The following is a 17,424-nucleotide window of genomic DNA, read 5'->3' on the forward strand; positions in this document are numbered from 1 at the left end:
GGGCGCCCTGAAATCGAGCATCGACAACTACTTCATTATGAGGAGAGAACTTTCAACATGCCGACTTTATTGCTGCTGTTCCCGCTGAAAAACGAACATATCGAGCAAATCCGCCAGAGAATCCCGGAGTGGACCATCGTATCGGCTCAAGATACGGAAATTACGGCGGAGCACTACCGCGATGCCGAGATCGTGCTCGGCTGGAACGCCAAGATGGAGGAAGCCGTCGACTCCGCCGTCCGGTTAAAGTGGGTGCAGACGAACTCGGCCGGCGTGGACAAGCTGCCGCTCGATCGACTTCGCGAACGCGGCGTCGCCGTGACGAGCGCCAGCGGCATTCATCCGGTGTCGATGACCGAGACGCTGTTCGCGATGCTGCTCGCCTTCAGCCGCAATCTGCATCGGGCGATCCGCCAGCAGAGCCGCGGAGAATGGCACGTGTCGGAACGGTATTATCAGCTGGCCGGACGATCGATCGGCATCATCGGAGTCGGCGCGATCGGCACGGAGATGGCCCGCCTGGCCAAGGCGTTCGGCATGACGACGCTCGGCGTGCGCAAGAGCGCCCGTCCGATCGCCGAAATCGACGAAATGTACGGCATGGACAAGCTCGACGACGTGCTGTCCCGCAGCGACATGGTCGTGAACGTGCTCCCTTACACCGAGGAGACGCATCATCTTTTTAATGCGGAGAAGTTCTCCCGCATGAAATCCGACGGCCTGTTCTTCAACTTCGGGCGCGGACCGTCCGTCGACACCGACGCGCTCGTCTCGGCGCTCGAGCAGGGGACGATCGGCGGCGCGGGTCTGGACGTCTTCGAAGTCGAGCCGCTGCCATCGGACCATCCGCTCTGGAAGATGGACAACGTCATCGTGACTCCGCATATCGGAGGCTGGACGGACCATTACAAGACGCGGGTCGCCGAAATCCTCCTGGACAATCTGGATGCGTACTTGCAGGAAGGCAAGCCCGTCCGCAACGTAGTCGATTTCAGCCGCAGCTATTAATGACTTTAGGGGGTGTTCCATAAGCCAATAGAGGGTCATTTTAGTCGCCCTGGCTTAGGGAACAGCCCCTTCTTGTACCGCCTACTCCGCATTTACCCAAAATCGTCCATCCCGGGGTAAATGTCCAATCCGCGCTCATCCTTCTTCATAATATAGATGTAGACCGAAGTGAGGGACACAAACAAAAACGGCTTCGGCGTCCTCCTGACGCAGAATCGCGTTTTTGTCGGAGCTGATTCGGAAAAGTAGAGCGAAGTTTATACTCTCCGAATCACGCACAAGATGCGCCCGCTTCGGCACGCCCCCCACTATCATCTTCATGAAGGAGGAATTTGCATGTCTGGTGCAGTCGGCGGATATTATGCATCGGCAGCCTTCGTGCTGGTCTTGTTTATTCTGCTCGTCATCATTTTACGCGCTGGTTACTAAACCGCGGGAGCAACCGCTGCGCGTTCGCCAGCTTTGCGCGTAAAGCAAGCCGGATACCGGCTTGCTTTTTTTCATGCGGCGCCGGGATGCTCGGGCCTACGAGAGCTATGCGGCGGCAGTGTCACCCGGCGTCACGCCCGCGCGATCGCCAGCCTCTCCAGCACGACCGCGACGCCGTCCTCGTTGTTGGAGACGGTCACTTCGTCCGCCGCGGCCTTCACCTCGTCCGGCGAATTTTCCATCGCCACGCCCCATCCCGCATACGCCAGCATTTCCATATCGTTATAATAATTGCCCATCGCCAGAATGCACTCGCGCGGTATTCCCCTCTGTTCGGCCAGCCATTGCAGCGCCTGCCCTTTGCTTGCGTTCGGATGCTGCACGTCGATAAAATAATCCCCGCTGCGAATCGTCTGAAGCTCGTGAGCCCAGCTTTGCCATTCCGACTCGACCTCGTCGAGCACGGGCTTGGGCGCGTAGATCGACATTTTTACCAGCCGTTCGGGCAGGCTCTCCGCAAAGCTCGTCTTAATCGGCTTGGCCAGCAGATTTCCGTACATCGCCGCGGCCTCCTCGTTCATCTCCTCGACGAACAGGTCGAACGCCGTGTTCAGATCGTAATGGATGCCCCGTTCCCGTAAAAAGTCCATGTAGCGGCGCGCGCGTTCATGCGTGATGGCCGTATCGTGAATCACTTCCCTCGTCTCGCTGTCGACGACGGAAGCGCCGTTATGGGTAATCATCGTGCCCCGCAAGCCCAGCTCCCGGAGTACGCCGAGCGCGCTCGTCGAGCCGCGGCCCGTGCAGATGACGATTTCCGCTCCCCGCTCCGCCGCCTCCCGAACCGCCTGTCCGACTCTGGGCGTCAGCTCGTGATCGTCGTTAAGCAAGGTGCCGTCCACATCCAAAGCAATCAAGCGATAATTCATTCCTGTCCATCCTTCCGATAGTTTCTCAAGCTGTCGATTTCCTCTTCCGTCAATTCGCGCCACTCCCCGGGCGCAAGACCGGGATCGAGCCGCAGCGGCCCCATCGCCACCCGGCGCAGGTAGAGCACCTTTTTGCCCACCGCCTCGAACATCCGCTTCACCTGATGGAACTTGCCCTCGTGAATCGTCAGCTCGATCCAGCTTAACGGCTGGGCTTCCTGGCCGGAAGGCGCGAAGCCGAGCACCGCGGCCATCTCCGCGGCATCGTCCGGCGCGTCCGCCTTCATGCCGCCGCCAGCCGCCGATTCGGCGGACGCGAGCACCCGAAGCTGCGCCGGCATCGTCACATAGTCGTCATCCAGCCTTACGCCGCTGCCGAACGCCTCCGCGTCCGCTTGGCCGACGACGCCGGCGACCAGCGCGCGGTACGTTTTCGGAACGTGCTTGCGGGGAGAGAGCAGCTCGTGCGACAGCTTTCCGTCGTTCGTAATGAGCAGCAGCCCCTCCGTATCTTTATCCAGCCGCCCGACCGGAAAAGGCGACAGCACGGTCAAGTCTTCGTCCAGCAGATCGATCACGGTCCGATCGCGGTAATCCTCGGTCGCGGATACGACCCCTGCGGGCTTGTGCAGCAGCACGTACACCGTATCGCGATAACGAATCGTCTCTCCGTTTAACGTTACCGCATCGGCGTTCGGGTCCACTTTTCGCCCATGGTCCTTGGTTACCTCTCCGTTTACCGTCACCGTTCCCTGCTTGATCCACTGTTTAATTTCGCTGCGCGTCCCGTATCCGAGATTCCCGAGCATTTTATCGAGTCTGATTGTTGCTTTCATTTTTATACCTGCTTTCTTTTTGACAGTTTCATGTCATTGCCGAACGCGCGGTTTTTTTCGGCGGCCTTATTAGGTATAATGTAAGAGAGTTGGAGGAGAATGTCCATGTTTCCGTACATATTTACCGATTCGAATTGGGGGGAATAGTTCATGAATGCGAAAAAACTATCGATCTTCTTCGGCATTCTGGCCGTGTTGATCATCGCTCTCGTCGTACTGAACAACCTGAAGCCGGACACCGTCTACGGCAAGCCGGAAGACAAGCTGTGGCCCGAGACGCGCGCGCAATTGAACGATCCGAATTACAGCAATCTTATTCTTCCGGACGAATTGAATCAGAAGCTGAAGGACAAGGAAAGCTTCTTCGTCTACTTCTACGCTTCGAACTGCCCGCACTGTCAAGCCACGACACCCGAGCTGAAGCCGCTCGCGGACGAGCTCGGCATTAATATGCACCAGTTCAACCTGAGGGAGTTCGAGGACTACTTCGGCAAAATGAACATCGACGCCACTCCTACGCTGGTCTACTTCAAGGAAGGCGTGGAAACCGATCGCATGCAGGGCGGCTTGCGGCAATCGGAGGCGACCGTGGGCTACTCGCTGGACGATTTCAAAGCGTTCTTCGAAAAACATAAGCCGGAGGGCAACGACTAATGAACGCCAAATGGCTGCTTGCCTTGCCGGCCGCGCTGCTCGCCGGCGGGATACTGCTCGTCGCTTGCGGCGGAGGGGATAAAAACAGCGAACCCCACCGCCATGGGAACGAAACGTGGGAAGCCGAGGCGTCGCTCGCGGACATGCCTTCCTTCCTCGAGAAATATTCGGGAAGAACAAAGCACCTGTATTCGGTTGTCGGCAAGTACGAGGACATCATGAAGCTGGTCAACTGCTACTGCGGCTGCATGGAGTACGAAGACGATCCGCATGCCTCCCTCTTCCGCTGCTACGTCGCGTCCCAGAACGAGGACGGCATCACCTGGACGGATCACAGCGGCACCTGCGGCATCTGCTCCGAGGAGCTTGCCAAGATCGAAGAATGGAGCAAGCAAGGCAAGTCGCCGGATGAGATTCATCAGCTTATCGAAGACAATTTTAACCCGAACGCCTAATGAGAACAAACCGTCGGTACGCTTCACTTCGCGAGGCTCCGACGGTTTGTTTTTTTCCATCCTCGATGTGCGGTTCCTTCGCTCACTCCCCCGCCACTCAGGCGACAAAATCGGCCGAAGCCTCCGCTAGCGGTCTCCCACGCCGTTAACGGCCCAATCGTCGCCGCCATCGCCGAAATAACGGTCCCACGCACCGTTAACAGCCCGACCATCGGCACTATCGCCGAAATAACGGTCTCACGCACCGTTAATGGCCCGTTCTTCGGCACTCTCGCCGAAATAACGGTCTCACGCACCGCTAATGGCCCGTTCTTCGGCACTCTCGCCGAAATAACGGTCCCACGCACCGTTAACAGCCCGACCATCGGCACTATCGCCGAAATAACGGTCTCACGCACCGTTAACAGCCCCACCATCGGCACTATCTCCGGAATAACGGCCTCACGCGCCGTTAGCAGGCCCACCACCACCATCTTCGCTACTCCGCCTCAATTCCGGCGTCGCTCCAGCGTTCCACCGCCGCGCGGAGGCTCTCGTCGACGATCCGCAGCTCGAAGGCTCGGAACGGAGCGTCAAGCGGCCGCTCGGCCAACAACTCTGCCAGGCAAAGCTTCAAGCTCCGCCGCAAATCCGCCAGATCCAGACCGAGCGCGATATCTCCGCCATACGCGCCCAGCTTCTCCAGCGAAGCCGTCATCAGCTTGACCGCGCCGGAGCGGTTGCCGTTATCCCAATGGTGCAGGCCGACCGCCGCTTGAAGCAGTCCCTGCAGCAAGGAGCTGCGGCCGTTTTCCAGCCACAGCTCCTCCATCACTTCATGACATTCGAAATAATCGCGATCCCGATTGAAATAGACGACAAAGGCCAGATAACGCGAATCGTCCACGATGGCTTCCCAACTTGCGTTTCTCATACCGCCCCGCTCCTTACGCGCACTACCTTTTCAGGCCGTTCCTATCCGTTTCAACCCTGATTTGTTCCCTACACGCATCACTTTCCAGACGTTCCTGCCGCCTCGACTCGCTCTATGCTACCGCTTCAACGCGGCCCGCTCGGCATATCTTCCTTACACGCATCCGCCCTGTTCAAGCCATCCTGCCCGCTTTAGCCCCGTCCGCCCATTAGGAGTGTCCGCCGTTTTTGCCCGCGCGCTTAAGCGCAGCCTGCACCTCGACGGACAGCTCCTTGAGCCCCCACAGGTCGTCCTGCTCCCACAGCTCGTTGAAGCGGCGCTGGAACTGCGCGGCCTCCCTGACCCTGCGGAAGAAGTACAGCTCCTGGATCTCGTTAAGCACCCGCCTTACGACAAGCGAGCTTTCCTCGAAATCCTGCTGGGCGTCGACAATTTCCTGGCGGATGCTCGACATCTCGTTATCCAGGGAGAACGCCGCCTCCGCCGCCTTGCGCAGCCGCTCCCTCACGTGCTCGGGCAGCTGGTTGCGATATTTATAGTTCAGCGAATGCTCGATCGTCGCCCAGAAATTCATCGCCAGCGTCCGGATCTGAATTTCCGCCAGCACCGGCTTGGAGCCGAGCGACGTCTGCACCGGATACTCGATAATCAAATGGTAGCTGCGATAGCCGCTGTCCTTGTAGTTCGTAATGTAATCCTTCTCGTACACCATCGTCAAATCTTTGCGTTGGCGGATCATCTCCGCGACGCGGTAAATATCGTCCACGAACTGGCACATGATGCGGATGCCCGCAATGTCCTCGATGCCGACCTCGATCCGGTCCATCGGAACGGCCAGTCTGCGCGATTTCTCCAAAATGCTGGATACCCGCTTTACCCTGCCGGTGACGAATTCGATCGGCGCGTATTCGTCCCTGGCTTTCAGTTCCGAGCGCAGCGACTTCAGCTTGACCTTCAGCTCTTCCACCGCTTGCTCGTAGGGAAGCAGGAACTTCCCCCAATCCATTCCGTCCATCGACGTACCTCCTAACGAACGCCCGCTCCTATCGCCTGCGTAATTCGGGTGAATCCGTCCTGCTTCAGCCTTCGCAGCAGGCCGGCATGAATTTCCTTCAGCAATCCAGGCCCTTTATAGATCATTGCCGTATACACCTCTACCAAACTTGCGCCCGCAAGAATTTTCTCGTAAGCGTCGTCCCCCGTGAAAATTCCGCCCGAGCCGATAATCGGCAGCTTGCCCTGCGTCATCTTGTACAGACTGCGCACCACCTCGGTCGAACGCTGCGTCAGCGGACGTCCGCTGAGGCCGCCGGTCTCTCCCGCGTTGCGGTGCGTCAATCCGTCGCGGCCGATCGTCGTGTTCGTCGCGATAACGCCCGACATGCCGCTGAGCTGGATCGCCTCGGCCATGTACTCGAGCTGCTCCTCGGTGTTGTCCGGCGCGATCTTGACGAGAATCGGCTTCGGCAGCTCGCCGTGGCGCTCCGCCTGCTTGCCCATCTCGTCCTTCACCGCGTCAAGCAGGCTTCTCAGCTCGTCTCCGTGCTGCAGCGCGCGCAAATCCGGCGTATTCGGCGAGCTGATATTCACCACGAAGAAATCCCCGTACGGAAAAAGCTTGCTCACGCACGCCCGATAATCGTCGGCCGCGTTCTCGTTGGGCGTCGCCTTGTTCTTCCCGATGTTAACCGCCAGCGGAATGCGGCGCCGTCCCAGCTTGGCGAGTCTCCCGGCCATCTCGTCCGCCCCGTCGTTATTAAAGCCCATCCGGTTGATCAACGCCTCGTCCGGAGGCAGGCGGAACAAGCGGGGCAGCTCGTTGCCCGGCTGTCCCTTCGGAGTAACCGTGCCCACCTCCATGAACGACAGGCCGACCCGGGACAATCCGGCGACGGCTTTCGCGTTTTTATCCAGGCCCGCGGCCAGGCCGACGGGATGGCGAAAATGAAGACCGAACAGATCGACCGCAAGCTCCGGCGAAGCTTTCGTTCCCCAGATCGCCGACAGCAGGCCCGGCACGCCCGGCACCTTCCCTGCGGCTCCCATGCCGTCGATAATCAGGTGGTGGGCATCCTCCGGATCCATTTTAAATAAGAACGGTTTGGCCAAACGATACAGCAATGAAGTCGACATCCTTTCACGGCGCCAATATAAATTCTACCTATAAGCTTAGGGCGTGTCTGAATACTCCGAGGGCAAGCAGATTTGGCCGAATTTTCGTTCCATGCAAGGAACTTTTGTGAAGGCGTACCGGAGGTACGTCAAACAAAAGTGACGAAGCAGGGGGCGAAAAGGCGGTGAAAGATGCCCCTGAGCGGGTTTTCAGACACGCCCTAGTCGGCAAGTCAAAAAAATGCCATAAATTACGAGCGCGAACGAAAACCTTTCGGGTATCAGTTTAGCCTTTTCGCGAGCAAAAGAAAAGGGCAACCTGCCTTTCCGAGGCCGGATCGGACAAGTCGAGTTAACCAAATTTTCACATTTGCATGCAAAAACGCCTTCCGCGGCCGCAGGCCGCAGAAAAGCGCAGGTTTCGAAGGTTATAAACGGTACATCGTATCCCTATCTGCAAGAGGCCCGCCGCCGGTACGAACATCCGGACAGCAGGCCTGTTAATTGGCGATTTCGCCTTACAATTCGCTGATTCTGTACAGCTTCGCTTCCGCCGGCTCCAGCTCCGCCGCCAGTTCCCCGGCCACGACGCGCTCCGTGCCCTCCCACAGGTCCGCGGCCGCGTAGCGCTTGCCTCCGTCCAGCCCCAGCCGCTCCAGCGAGACGGTTTTGCGCGTCCCCGCCTTGGCGTCGAAGTTGAATACGGCCACGTAAGCCGCCGCGCCCGAAGCGCCCCGTTCGCCCGCCGGCTCGAGCAGCGCGAACGCGTCCGGGGCCTTGTCGCCGACGCCGGCCTCGATCGGCCGGAACGTTCGGCCCAGCCGGGCGACGTCCATGACGGCGCGATTGCTTAGCCAGGCTTTGGCGCGTTCGGCCGCCTCCTCCTTGCGGAAATCGTCGCCCAGCAGCAGCACCGTGCCGGAGATGACCGAAGCGGTCAGACGGCTTCTCCCTTCCTGCCAGCCGGTCGTCTCCTGGTTAAAGCTTTTGTAGAGCACCGTATGGTCCGGGTCGTTGAAGCGGTACAGACAATCGTTCATCCACCAGCCGTAAGCCAGCGAGTTGAGCAAATATTCCGTGTCCCCGATTCGGCCGAACACGTCGCAGGAAATGCGGCGGCTGTGGGCGAACGCGTACGGGAACAACGGCGCGATCGACAGGTTGACGAAGATCGGCCGTCCCGCCGCCTCCGGCGACAGCTTGGCGGCCAAGTACGACAGCCCGTACCGATAAGCGGCGATCCCCGTCGTCACGTCCGGAGCGTAGTGCTTGCCCTCAAGCGCGCCGTGCGCCATGAAGTCGAGCTTAATATACTCGAAGCCGTCGGCGATCATCTTGCCCGTAAACCAGTCGATTCGTTGCAGCGATCCGGGATGCGTCGGATCGATCGCCAGCCCTCCGGCGATGTCCGCCACGATCTCCCCTTCATGGTCGCGCAGCAGAATATCGGCATACGTATACTTGCCGTCCGTCCCTTCCACGGACTGCGCGAACTGGGCCGGACTGCCCCAGAAGGCGAACGGCGTCCAGTACGTGCCCGGCTTGTGCCCGTTCCTCCTTACCCGCCGGAGCGCGTCCTCCATTTCCTCCGCCGAGAGCCGGTTCCAGAAGGCGTCGAAATTGATGTACAGCGTCTCCTCGTTCTTGAAGCCGAGCGGCTGCGCCTCCGCGGCCAGAAAATCGCTGGTCGACGTATACAGCTCGTAATCGAGCGTGCTCATCGCCGCCGACCAGCTGTTCCAGCCGAACGGCACGCCGCCCTCCCAGCGCAGCGGTGCCTCCACCAGCGCGTTGGCGCGGCCGTAAGCCTCCAGCCCGTCGCGGTAATCGTCGTAGTAGCCTGCGAATACAAGCGGAGCCTCGATCCGCGCACCCTTCACGTAGCCGTGCGGCAGCGTATCGCGCGTCATTTCCCCGGCGGCTCCGGCGTACAGCTCCAGCCCGTTCAGCTTGTCGATCCGTTCAGCCTTTACGCTGATGCCAGTTTTCCAGACGTCGTGGGATACCGAGCCGAGCACGAATCCGCGACGGCTGCCCGGGCGGAACAACGCGGTTGCCTCGTAGCTTTCGAGATCAAGCGGCAGCGCAGCGGCCGTATAGCGCACCCACTTGTCGTTGTCGTAAGGAATGCGCAGCACGCGCAGCTCCTCGGCCTCTCGGTGTGCGTCGTCCGCTTCCTGCCCCCAATGCAGCTTGGCGGAGCGCAGCGCAACGATCCGGTTCAGCTTCATAGTCGGCTCCCCGACGACGATCGTTCGCATCAGAAAAAACGGCGTTTGCTCGTAGACGTAAAAGTGCTGCTCGATGCCCGGAAGGCCCGCTTTGTCGTGCACGACCGTCACCTGCTTGCCCTGGCCGAAGCCGTCCGCGATGTCGCGCGGCTCCTCCTTCAGCGCATGACGGTCGTACATGGCGGTATCGTATTCCCGACCCTGCCAGCGAAAGGCGCCGCGAATGTCCGTCCAGGCGAACCGCTCCCCGCAGCTCCAGGCGAATTCGCCCTTCTCCAGGTCGATCCGCAGCCGCGCCAGACCGTTGTCCGCTTCCACGAACGCGCCGGATTGTCCGCTTCCGCTAACCGCCACGCCGGATTCCCAGCTTCCACCGATCGTTACGCCGAGTTCTCCGCCACCTCCGATGGTTGCGCCGGATTCCCAGCTTCCGCCGATCGTTACGCCGAGTTCTCCGCCACCCCCGATAGTTGCGCCGAGTTCCCCGCTGCTGCCGACGGTTGCGCCGGATGCGTTGTCCATGCCGATCCCTCCTCGTATCGTCAGCGACGACTTCCCGCTTTTTCGCGACGTCCGTTTATTTCCACAGCGTCATGCGTTCCTGATAGTTTTTGTCGTAGACCTGCTCCAGCTTCGACAAGCCGGCGGCTTCGACCTCCTTCATCATCGCGGCGTACAGGCTGTCGACGTCCTGTTCGCTTGGCGCAAGCGCCATTTTCAGGAAATATTCGTTGATCGTCTCGTTGACCTTCGTGTCCATAATCGCCTCCGGCGTGCCGCCGGCCGGCCCGAGACTGTCGTACGGCGCCGTGTCGAACGACGTGTCCGCGAGGTTTTTGATCGCCAGATCGGTCGTCGGATCGCTGGCGTAGCGGCCGATCAGATCGTACGGCGTGCCGTCCGAGCCGGGGCCGTTTTTGATCGTCCAGGTCCATTTGCGGATGCCGGTCGACCGCGAAGCTTCGTCCCAGTTCTCCTTAAAGGCGTCGAGCACCTCCTGGCGCGGCACGTGCTTGCCGTCCACCGTATCCCAATGCTCGCCCTCCAGCCCCCACATCATCAAATATTGGCCTTCCTCGCTGGCGAGGAAATCGAGGAATTTGATCGTGCGCACCGGATCCTTGTTCGTCTTGCTGATCGCGACGCCGTCCCAGCCGAGCGAGCTTTTCGGACCGTAGGACGTTTGATCGGGACCGATCCCCGGAGCCAGCACTTTATATTGATAAAATTGCCGTTCTTCCTTCGTGGCTTCGTTCGGAGCGTCGGCTTTCAGCAGCGCATTCGGATTGCCGACGTTCCAGGAGGCGGCCGCGGTGGCGAACACGCTGCCGGAGGCCAGCTTCTGCTCGTACTGCTTCGATTTCATCGTGACCCATTCTTTGTCCAGCAAGCCTTGGCGGTACAGCGAGTTCATGAACTTCATCATTTCCAGATAGCGCGGATCGCGAATATCCTTCTTCAACTGGCCGTCCGCCTCGTAATAAGGCATAATGCCGAACATGCCCTTGAACGTTCCGACCACGTCGCTCATGTTTTCCCCGTTCAGCGTCATCGGGATCGTCACCTTGCCGTCGATCGTCGGATATTTTTCCTTGAACTGCTTCAGCAGATTTTCGAATTCCTCGGCCGTGAACGGCTCGCCGTTGTTCACCTTGTCGCCGACGCCGAGCTCCTTCATCAAGTCCATCCGCATCAGGAAGCCGAACACCGGATACTGCTCCAGACCGTACCAGTTGGCCAAATAATAGTTTTTCCCGTCGGCGCTGCGCGTCTTCTTCAGCGTATCTCCATACATCGCCGCGATGTTGGGTCCGTATTGATCGATCAGGTCGTTCAGCGGAACGACGGCGCCCGAGGAAATATACTTGTTCATAATATCGCTTCCGCGGTCCAGCATGACGACGTCGGGCAGGTCGTTGCTGGCCAGCATCAGGTTCAGCTTCTCCGCCGGATTGCCGGTCGGCTGCTGGATTTCCACCGTTATCCCCGTTTTCTCCGTAATTCTCTTCGCTACCGGATTCGTAAACGGGTCGCCTACGTTTTTATCGAACCACGTCAACTTGATCGGAGCCAGCTCGTCCGCGCCCGCCCCTTCGCCGGCCGCCGGCTTGTCTCCGGAGCCGCACCCTGCGAGCAGAGCGACGGTCAGCGCCGCGGATACGAGGAACGGCAATTTTTTGTTCATACGTGTAAACCCCTCTCTTCGGCTTTTGCGCTTGGCTATCAGCTTCCAAGCTTCACCTCAATTGTAGAAAGCCGCATAGGGATAATCTATAACGCAAAGTTACAATCGATAGTGGAAAATGTCTTTCTTCGCCTTCACCGGGAGCGGCCCCCCCGGCTCAGCCGGCAGGCAGCGCGGAATCGGCCGTATTCAGCGGAATGCGCACGGTTACGCTGGTTCCGATGCCGAGCCGGCTGAAAATTTCCACGCCGTAACGCTCCCCGTAGGCCAGCTTGATCCGGTCGTCGACGTTTTTGATCCCGTAGCCGGACGGATTGTTCGTCTTGCTGAACGCCTGCTCCAGCTGCTCCCGCGTCATGCCCAGTCCGTCGTCGATGACCTGCAGCAGAATGTCCTCGTCCTGCGCCCTCAGCTTCACGACGATGTTGATGCCGTCCTCGCTCCAGATCGCGTGGTGGATGCAGTTTTCGACAAACGGCTGCAGCAGCAGCTTGATGACCGTGCGGTTGAACAGCAATTCGTCCAGCTCGTAATGCATGCGCAATCTGCCGCGGAAGCGGATTTCCTGAATCGAGATGTAGTTCTTCACCAGTTGGATTTCCTGCTCGAGCAGAATGACCCTTTTCCCTTTGTTCAGCGAAATCCGGTAATACTTCGACAGGTAGTTCACCATCCGGTACACCTGCATGCTGCCTTCCTTCACGGCCAGCGCGGATATCGAGGACAGCGTATTGTACAGAAAATGCGGATTGATCTGCGCCTGCAGCGTCGTCAGCTCCGATTCCTTGACGGCGATTTCCTTCACGTACACCTCGTCGATCAATTCCTGAACCCGCGACGCCATCTTCTGGAAGGCGAAGGCCAGCTGCCCGATCTCATCGTCGCCCATCGGCTTCAGCTTGACCTGGAACACGCCCCGCTCCACCTTGCGAATTTGCTGCAGCAGCCCTTCGATCCGTTTCGTAATGACCTGCGCGGTCACGAAGATCAGCAGCGCGGCCACCGCGATCACCGCAACCGATATCCAGACGATCCGTTTGGTCGCTTCGTTCGCATTGGCCAGAAGCTCGTCGTAGGGGACGGTAATGACCGTCGTCCAGCCGTTGTCCAGCCTTTTATAAGTAAAAAAGCGCTCCTGCCCGTCGATCCGGGCGTCGAAGCTGCCGCCGGACGCGTTCAGCCTGTCCTTGATCGGGAACGTATCGTACAGCGATCCGCCCTTCATGTCCGGGTCTCCGGAGCTGACGACGCGGCCGGAGGCGTCGATAATATAGACGCTTTTATTGCCGCTTTCCTTCTCGATCAGCGAGTAGATCTCGGCGTCGTCGATCATAATCGCCAAAATCCCGTAGGGGTGCGTCAGGCTGAAATAGCTGAACGAGCGAACGAGCGTGACGAAGGATTCTCCCGTCTGCGGATCGTCGATCTGCGTATATGCCGGCTTCCCCGCCGCTTCCAGCGCGGCCCGCTTCGCCGTCTCCGGAAGCTCCTCCGTATATCTGACGAACTGCTTGTCGGAATAAAGCGTCTTGTTGTCGATATACACCGTGATGCCCTGAATGTTGGCGTTGGAGATCAGCATCGAGGACATTGTTCGGTTAATGTAGCGGAAGGCGTCCAAATAATAGAAAGCCTGCTCGTAATCGTTGGATAAGTAATTGCGCAGCTGGGCGTCCATGTAGAAAATGTTCGAGAGCTGATCGTAATAGCCGAGCCGGTTCTCGATATTCGTGCCGATCTGGTCCAGCGTGCCGCCCAGGGCGGAATACGTCTGCTCGGTAATCGTGTCTCTCGTCGAAGAGTAGGAATACGAAATGAGCACGGATATCGGGATAAAGGAAACGATCAGGAAGATCAGAAAAAACTTGTTTCGCAGGCGCAAATTTCTGAACCAGTCCCGACGAAAACGGGAGATGCGCCGGTAAAGCCCGCTCCGTCCGTTCGCCTCCCGGGGCTCATCGCAGGTTTTTTCGGTATTCATTGGGCGTAACTCCTTGGTTTTTAAGGAATAGGGAGATAAAATAGGACGCGCTTTCGTAGCCGATTTTCTGCGCGATGTCCTGCACCTTAAGCGCCGGATCGGCCAGCATCTCCTTGGCTTTGTCCAGGCGGATTCTGGTCAAATAATCGTGAATCGTCATGCCCGTCTTCTCGCGGAAAAGCGAACGCAAATAATTGGGAGAAAGGTAGACCTGCGCGGACAAGCCGTTGATCGTGATCGGCTCGTGATAGGAGCGGTCGATGATCTCGCAGACCCGGCGCACCAGCTTGGCGTTCTTGTCGCCGGACCGTTCCTCCAGCAGGTTCATATACTGCTCCGCCGCCTGCCGGATAATCGCTTCGATCCCCTGCAGCGTCTGGCAGTCGTATACGGCATGGTAGAGCGCCGCCCGCTTGCCCGGCGCGGCATGACCGCCCAGTCCGGGCGGATGCAGCAGCTCCTCCAGGCGGGCGAGCAGCCCGATCGCCCATTCGGACACGACCGCCCTGCCAATCCGCAGCTGCCTCAGATTGCCGCCGTATTCGGCGAGCTTCCGCTCCGCCTCCTCCCGGTTCGACTGCTGCAGATCGCTGAGCCAGCGCTCCTCGGGAAACGGAGGAAGCGTATCGCAGCTATAGCCCGGCTTCACGTCTCCCGTCTCGATCACTTGCCCCGGCCCGAGATAAAACCGCTCGTCGCCCAGGCTTCGAACCTGCCCGTACAGCTCGTCGATCCGTCCCGGCTCCGCGTATTCCCCGCCGACCGCGATCGTCGCCGACAGGCCGAGCCGCCCGCGAATCGTCCGGCCCAGCGCGGCCCACTGCTCTCTCGTCGCGTCGGACTCCCCCGCTTCCCGGAAAATCGCCAGCTCGTCCTCCCTGTGCCGAACAATCGCAACCTCAAGCCCCAGCTCGCGAAAATAATCCTCCGCCGCGTCGGCCAGCCTCGAGAGCGCCCCGGTTTCCCCCGCATGGGCGGAGAAATCCCGGTCCACGCAGCAGAGCGCCAGCGCATATCGGCTTTCCGAGGCTCGCCGCTCCAGCGCGAGCAGGCCGGCAGCGAGATTGTCGCGCCGTCCGGCCTCCTTCTCGTCCAGCAATTCTTTCAGCAAATTCGCTTTCGTCACCCGCAGCGATTTATTTTTCAGGCGCGCCTCCTCGCACTTGCGCTTCACCCGCTCCATCACCCCGGAGATTTCCTCCAGGTCGAGCGGCTTCAGCAAATACCCGACCGCGCCGACGTGCAGCGCCGATTTGACGTACGCAAACTCGTCGTGTCCGGTCAGAAACACGATCTGCATCCAGGCGTATTGCTCGCTGACCCATTTGGCCAGCTCCAGTCCGTCCATCAGCGGCATCTGCACGTCGGTCAGAACGATATCCGGCTGAATCGCCTGTATTTTTTCCTGGGCATCCTTCCCGTTAACGCCGACTCCGGCCACGTAGATTCCCATGTCCTCCCAGCGAATGAAGTCCCGCATCATTTCCAGTTCCAGTTCCTCGTCGTCCACCAGAAAAATACTGTACATCTCCCGACTCCTCCTTCGCATGCAGCCTTCGAATCCATTATAGCGCTTACATCTTCGGTTGCTGAATGCTCTCGGCAAATGTAAGTCGTTTTCAAGCATCTTTCGATCGTTTGCTTTATCGACAGCCTTTTTCGGACCGTCTTATAATTTGATTGCTGCGATCAAGACGATTACGAAACGACGAGGTGACCTGTTTGCAAACCGACACGAACGTACGCGGCCGGCCGACGGCGAGAAGCACCCGCAGAGCGGTATGGCCTGCTTTCAAACAACAGAAGTTCCTGTTCCTGATGATGCTGCCGGCGCTGATCTGGGCGGTCCTGTTCGCTTATGCCCCGATGGCCGGCTTGTATATGTCTTTCGTGAACTACCAGCCTACGCTGGGAAGATTCTGGGAAAGCCTGTTCCACAGCGAGTTCGTCGGCCTGGACTGGTTCCGCTACTTTTTCAACAACGGCGATTTCCTGATCATTATGCGCAACACGCTGGCTTCCACCCTGATCACAATGCTGTTCTCGTTCCCGATGCCGATTCTGATCGCCATCGCGATCAACGAGATCAAGAACGCCGGCTTCAAAAAAATCGTCCAGACGTCGTCCTATTTGCCCTACTTCATTTCCTGGGTAATCGCGGCGAACATCATCGTCACGCTGCTGTCCTCCGACGGCGCGATCAATGCGCTGCTGAAGTTTCTGCATCTGACCGACGAAAGCGTGCTGTTCCTGCAAAACGGCAAATATTTCTGGTGGATCGTCGCGCTCGGCAATACCTGGAAGGACATGGGCTACAGCTCAATCATGTACCTGGCGGCCATCTCCGCCATCAACCCGGAGCTGTACGAAGCGGCCAAAGTCGACGGGGCGAACCGGTTCAAGCAGATTCGCTACATTACGCTGCCCCATCTCAAGCCGACGATCGTCATTCTGCTCATTCTCGCGCTGGGCGGCGTCCTGAACGCCGGATTCGACCAGCACTTCCTGCTCGGCAACAACCTGACGAAGGACTACTCGGATGTGCTGTCCACCTATTCGTTCCGCTACGGCATCCAGAACGGCATGTTCTCGTACGCGTCGGCCGTCGGCATGTTCAGCTCCGTCGTGGCCTTTATCATCGTGGTGATCGTCAATTACTCGGCGAAAAAAATCAACGGCCAATCCTTATTCTAGCCCGACTTTGGAGGAACCCGCATGAACAACACTAAAACGATTCCCGAGCATCTGTTCGACGCCGCTCTTTACCTGTTTCTCGCCTGCATCTTTGTGGCTACCTTTTATCCGTTTTGGAACATTCTCGTCATCTCGCTGAACGACGCCACCGATACGCTGCGCGGCAGCCTGTATTTCTGGCCGCGGGAGTTCACCCTGGCCAGCTACAACACCATTTTCCGCAATCCCGAAATTTGGAGCGCGCTGCAGGTGACCGTGCTGCGGACGATCGTCGGCACGATTCTGTCCATCTTCTGCATCTCCCTGCTCGCTTACGCGCTGAGCAAGCGGCATTTGCTCGGGTGGAAATACTTTTCGTTTTTCTTCGTGTTTACGATGTATTTCGGCGGCGGACTTATTCCGACCTACATGATCATCAAGTCGCTGGGGCTGATCGATTCGTTCTGGGTGTTTATTTTTCCGGGGGCGATCGGGGTGTTCCTGATGATTCTCGTGCGCACCTTCATCGAACAGCTTCCGGGGGAAATCGAGGAATCGGCCAAAATCGACGGCGCCAACGACTTGCAAATTTTCGCCCGCATCGTCATGCCGCTGTGCGTGCCCGTGCTGGCCACGATCGGCTTGTTTCTCGCCATCGGCCATTGGAACGCCTGGTACGATTCGTACATTTACACCTACAAGCCCGAGCTGAAGACGCTGCAGGCGGTGCTCGTGAAAATCCTCAACCAGTTCCAGACCGGCGCGATGATGACGGACGCCCAACAGCTCGCGCAAAGCTCCAAACGGATACCGGTATCCAGCGAAAGCATCCGGATGGCGGTCACGATGGTCGCCACCCTTCCGATCATTCTGGTTTATCCGTTCGTGCAGAAATATTTCGTCAAAGGGATTATGATGGGCGCGATCAAAAACTGAAGGCCCGGGCGGACCTTGCTTGCGCAATATGCAAGGCTTGTCTGGCATTTTATAGGGAAAACGATTACAATAGAGGGAGTTC

16 protein-coding genes are annotated in these 17,424 nt (G+C 58.7%); 6 read left to right on the top strand and 10 right to left on the bottom strand.

All coding sequences use genetic code 11. The features are described 5' to 3' along the window. The first annotated feature begins 57 nt into the window (after positions 1–57). Both ACFFT4_RS25005 and ACFFT4_RS25010 read left to right on the top strand, forming a co-directional pair. On the top strand, positions 58–1,008 hold the full coding sequence (locus ACFFT4_RS25005) for a D-2-hydroxyacid dehydrogenase (protein ID WP_378051687.1): 951 nt from the start codon (positions 58–60) through the stop codon (positions 1,006–1,008). A 336-nt stretch (positions 1,009–1,344) separates the two neighbouring features. Then, positions 1,345–1,437 carry a sporulation protein YjcZ gene (locus ACFFT4_RS25010; RefSeq protein ID WP_106359402.1) on the top strand — a complete coding sequence of 31 codons (93 nt, stop codon included), beginning with the start codon at positions 1,345–1,347 and terminating at the stop codon, positions 1,435–1,437. A gap of 131 nt (positions 1,438–1,568) precedes the next feature. On the opposite strand, the gene ACFFT4_RS25015 is transcribed toward ACFFT4_RS25010, so the two are convergent. Both ACFFT4_RS25015 and ACFFT4_RS25020 read right to left on the bottom strand, forming a co-directional pair. Beyond that, the gene (locus ACFFT4_RS25015) at positions 1,569–2,366 is read right to left on the bottom strand and encodes a Cof-type HAD-IIB family hydrolase (RefSeq protein ID WP_378051689.1); all 798 of its coding nucleotides are present in this window, start codon (positions 2,364–2,366) and stop codon (positions 1,569–1,571) included. Then, on the bottom strand, positions 2,363–3,202 hold the full coding sequence (locus tag ACFFT4_RS25020; RefSeq protein WP_378051691.1) for a pseudouridine synthase: 840 nt from the start codon (positions 3,200–3,202) through the stop codon (positions 2,363–2,365). The genes ACFFT4_RS25015 and ACFFT4_RS25020 overlap by 4 nt, the downstream gene beginning before the upstream one ends. A 150-nt stretch (positions 3,203–3,352) precedes the next feature. On the opposite strand from ACFFT4_RS25020, the gene ACFFT4_RS25025 reads away from it, so the two are divergent. Both ACFFT4_RS25025 and ACFFT4_RS25030 read left to right on the top strand, forming a co-directional pair. After that, positions 3,353–3,856 (top strand): thioredoxin family protein, encoded by a 504-nt coding sequence (locus ACFFT4_RS25025; protein WP_378051692.1) that lies wholly within the window; start codon positions 3,353–3,355, stop codon positions 3,854–3,856. Further along, entirely contained in the window at positions 3,856–4,311 is a 456-nt protein-coding gene (locus ACFFT4_RS25030) for a PCYCGC motif-containing (lipo)protein (protein ID WP_378051693.1), read from the top strand. Before ACFFT4_RS25025 ends, ACFFT4_RS25030 begins: the two co-directional genes overlap by 1 nt. A gap of 23 nt (positions 4,312–4,334) precedes the next feature. Here ACFFT4_RS25030 and ACFFT4_RS25035 read toward each other — a convergent pair whose 3' ends face one another. From ACFFT4_RS25035 to ACFFT4_RS25070, 8 genes are all read right to left on the bottom strand, one after another. Next, on the bottom strand, positions 4,335–4,784 hold the full coding sequence (locus ACFFT4_RS25035; RefSeq protein WP_378051694.1) for a hypothetical protein: 450 nt from the start codon (positions 4,782–4,784) through the stop codon (positions 4,335–4,337). Between the two features lie 5 nt (positions 4,785–4,789). Beyond that, positions 4,790–5,224: a DUF309 domain-containing protein gene (locus ACFFT4_RS25040; protein WP_378051696.1), complete on the bottom strand. Its 435-nt coding sequence runs from the start codon at positions 5,222–5,224 to the stop codon at positions 4,790–4,792. A gap of 208 nt (positions 5,225–5,432) precedes the next feature. After that, the gene (yjbM, locus tag ACFFT4_RS25045; protein ID WP_378051697.1) at positions 5,433–6,239 is read right to left on the bottom strand and encodes a GTP diphosphokinase; all 807 of its coding nucleotides are present in this window, start codon (positions 6,237–6,239) and stop codon (positions 5,433–5,435) included. A gap of 11 nt (positions 6,240–6,250) precedes the next feature. Continuing rightward, positions 6,251–7,345, bottom strand: coding sequence for a quinone-dependent dihydroorotate dehydrogenase (locus ACFFT4_RS25050; RefSeq protein WP_378051698.1), 1,095 nt, complete (start codon positions 7,343–7,345; stop codon positions 6,251–6,253). A gap of 509 nt (positions 7,346–7,854) precedes the next feature. Beyond that, a complete protein-coding gene (locus ACFFT4_RS25055; protein WP_378051699.1) occupies positions 7,855–10,089 on the bottom strand; it encodes an alpha-galactosidase in 2,235 nt (744 codons plus the stop codon). A gap of 55 nt (positions 10,090–10,144) precedes the next feature. Then, positions 10,145–11,752 carry an ABC transporter substrate-binding protein gene (locus ACFFT4_RS25060; protein WP_378051701.1) on the bottom strand — a complete coding sequence of 536 codons (1,608 nt, stop codon included), beginning with the start codon at positions 11,750–11,752 and terminating at the stop codon, positions 10,145–10,147. Positions 11,753–11,909: 157 nt separating this feature from the next. After that, positions 11,910–13,733: a sensor histidine kinase gene (locus ACFFT4_RS25065; RefSeq protein WP_378051702.1), complete on the bottom strand. Its 1,824-nt coding sequence runs from the start codon at positions 13,731–13,733 to the stop codon at positions 11,910–11,912. Beyond that, positions 13,708–15,261 carry a response regulator transcription factor gene (locus tag ACFFT4_RS25070; protein ID WP_378051703.1) on the bottom strand — a complete coding sequence of 518 codons (1,554 nt, stop codon included), beginning with the start codon at positions 15,259–15,261 and terminating at the stop codon, positions 13,708–13,710. Before ACFFT4_RS25070 ends, ACFFT4_RS25065 begins: the two co-directional genes overlap by 26 nt. Positions 15,262–15,455: 194 nt before the next feature. Here ACFFT4_RS25070 and ACFFT4_RS25075 point away from each other — a divergent pair, with 194 nt between their 5' ends. Both ACFFT4_RS25075 and ACFFT4_RS25080 read left to right on the top strand, forming a co-directional pair. Continuing rightward, entirely contained in the window at positions 15,456–16,427 is a 972-nt protein-coding gene (locus ACFFT4_RS25075) for an ABC transporter permease (protein ID WP_378051704.1), read from the top strand. Between the two features lie 21 nt (positions 16,428–16,448). After that, positions 16,449–17,342, top strand: coding sequence for a carbohydrate ABC transporter permease (locus ACFFT4_RS25080; RefSeq protein ID WP_378051706.1), 894 nt, complete (start codon positions 16,449–16,451; stop codon positions 17,340–17,342). The last annotated feature ends 82 nt before the right edge of the window (positions 17,343–17,424 follow it).

Source organism: Cohnella cellulosilytica, assembly GCF_042431195.1.
GTDB classification, from domain to species: domain Bacteria; phylum Bacillota; class Bacilli; order Paenibacillales; family Paenibacillaceae; genus Cohnella; species Cohnella cellulosilytica.

What these genes read in the sequence shown, in the direction of transcription:
- ACFFT4_RS25005 (WP_378051687.1), top strand. Translation starts at nt 58, where the DNA reads ATGCCGACTTTATTGCTGCTGTTCCCGCTGAAAAACGAACATATCGAG.
- ACFFT4_RS25010 (WP_106359402.1), top strand. Translation starts at nt 1,345, where the DNA reads ATGTCTGGTGCAGTCGGCGGATATTATGCATCGGCAGCCTTCGTGCTG.
- ACFFT4_RS25015 (WP_378051689.1), bottom strand. Translation starts at nt 2,366, where the DNA reads ATGAATTATCGCTTGATTGCTTTGGATGTGGACGGCACCTTGCTTAAC.
- ACFFT4_RS25020 (WP_378051691.1), bottom strand. Translation starts at nt 3,202, where the DNA reads ATGAAAGCAACAATCAGACTCGATAAAATGCTCGGGAATCTCGGATAC.
- ACFFT4_RS25025 (WP_378051692.1), top strand. Translation starts at nt 3,353, where the DNA reads ATGAATGCGAAAAAACTATCGATCTTCTTCGGCATTCTGGCCGTGTTG.
- ACFFT4_RS25030 (WP_378051693.1), top strand. Translation starts at nt 3,856, where the DNA reads ATGAACGCCAAATGGCTGCTTGCCTTGCCGGCCGCGCTGCTCGCCGGC.
- ACFFT4_RS25035 (WP_378051694.1), bottom strand. Translation starts at nt 4,784, where the DNA reads ATGGTGGTGGTGGGCCTGCTAACGGCGCGTGAGGCCGTTATTCCGGAG.
- ACFFT4_RS25040 (WP_378051696.1), bottom strand. Translation starts at nt 5,224, where the DNA reads ATGAGAAACGCAAGTTGGGAAGCCATCGTGGACGATTCGCGTTATCTG.
- yjbM (WP_378051697.1), bottom strand. Translation starts at nt 6,239, where the DNA reads ATGGACGGAATGGATTGGGGGAAGTTCCTGCTTCCCTACGAGCAAGCG.
- ACFFT4_RS25055 (WP_378051699.1), bottom strand. Translation starts at nt 10,089, where the DNA reads ATGGACAACGCATCCGGCGCAACCGTCGGCAGCAGCGGGGAACTCGGC.
- ACFFT4_RS25060 (WP_378051701.1), bottom strand. Translation starts at nt 11,752, where the DNA reads ATGAACAAAAAATTGCCGTTCCTCGTATCCGCGGCGCTGACCGTCGCT.
- ACFFT4_RS25065 (WP_378051702.1), bottom strand. Translation starts at nt 13,733, where the DNA reads ATGAATACCGAAAAAACCTGCGATGAGCCCCGGGAGGCGAACGGACGG.
- ACFFT4_RS25070 (WP_378051703.1), bottom strand. Translation starts at nt 15,261, where the DNA reads ATGTACAGTATTTTTCTGGTGGACGACGAGGAACTGGAACTGGAAATG.
- ACFFT4_RS25080 (WP_378051706.1), top strand. Translation starts at nt 16,449, where the DNA reads ATGAACAACACTAAAACGATTCCCGAGCATCTGTTCGACGCCGCTCTT.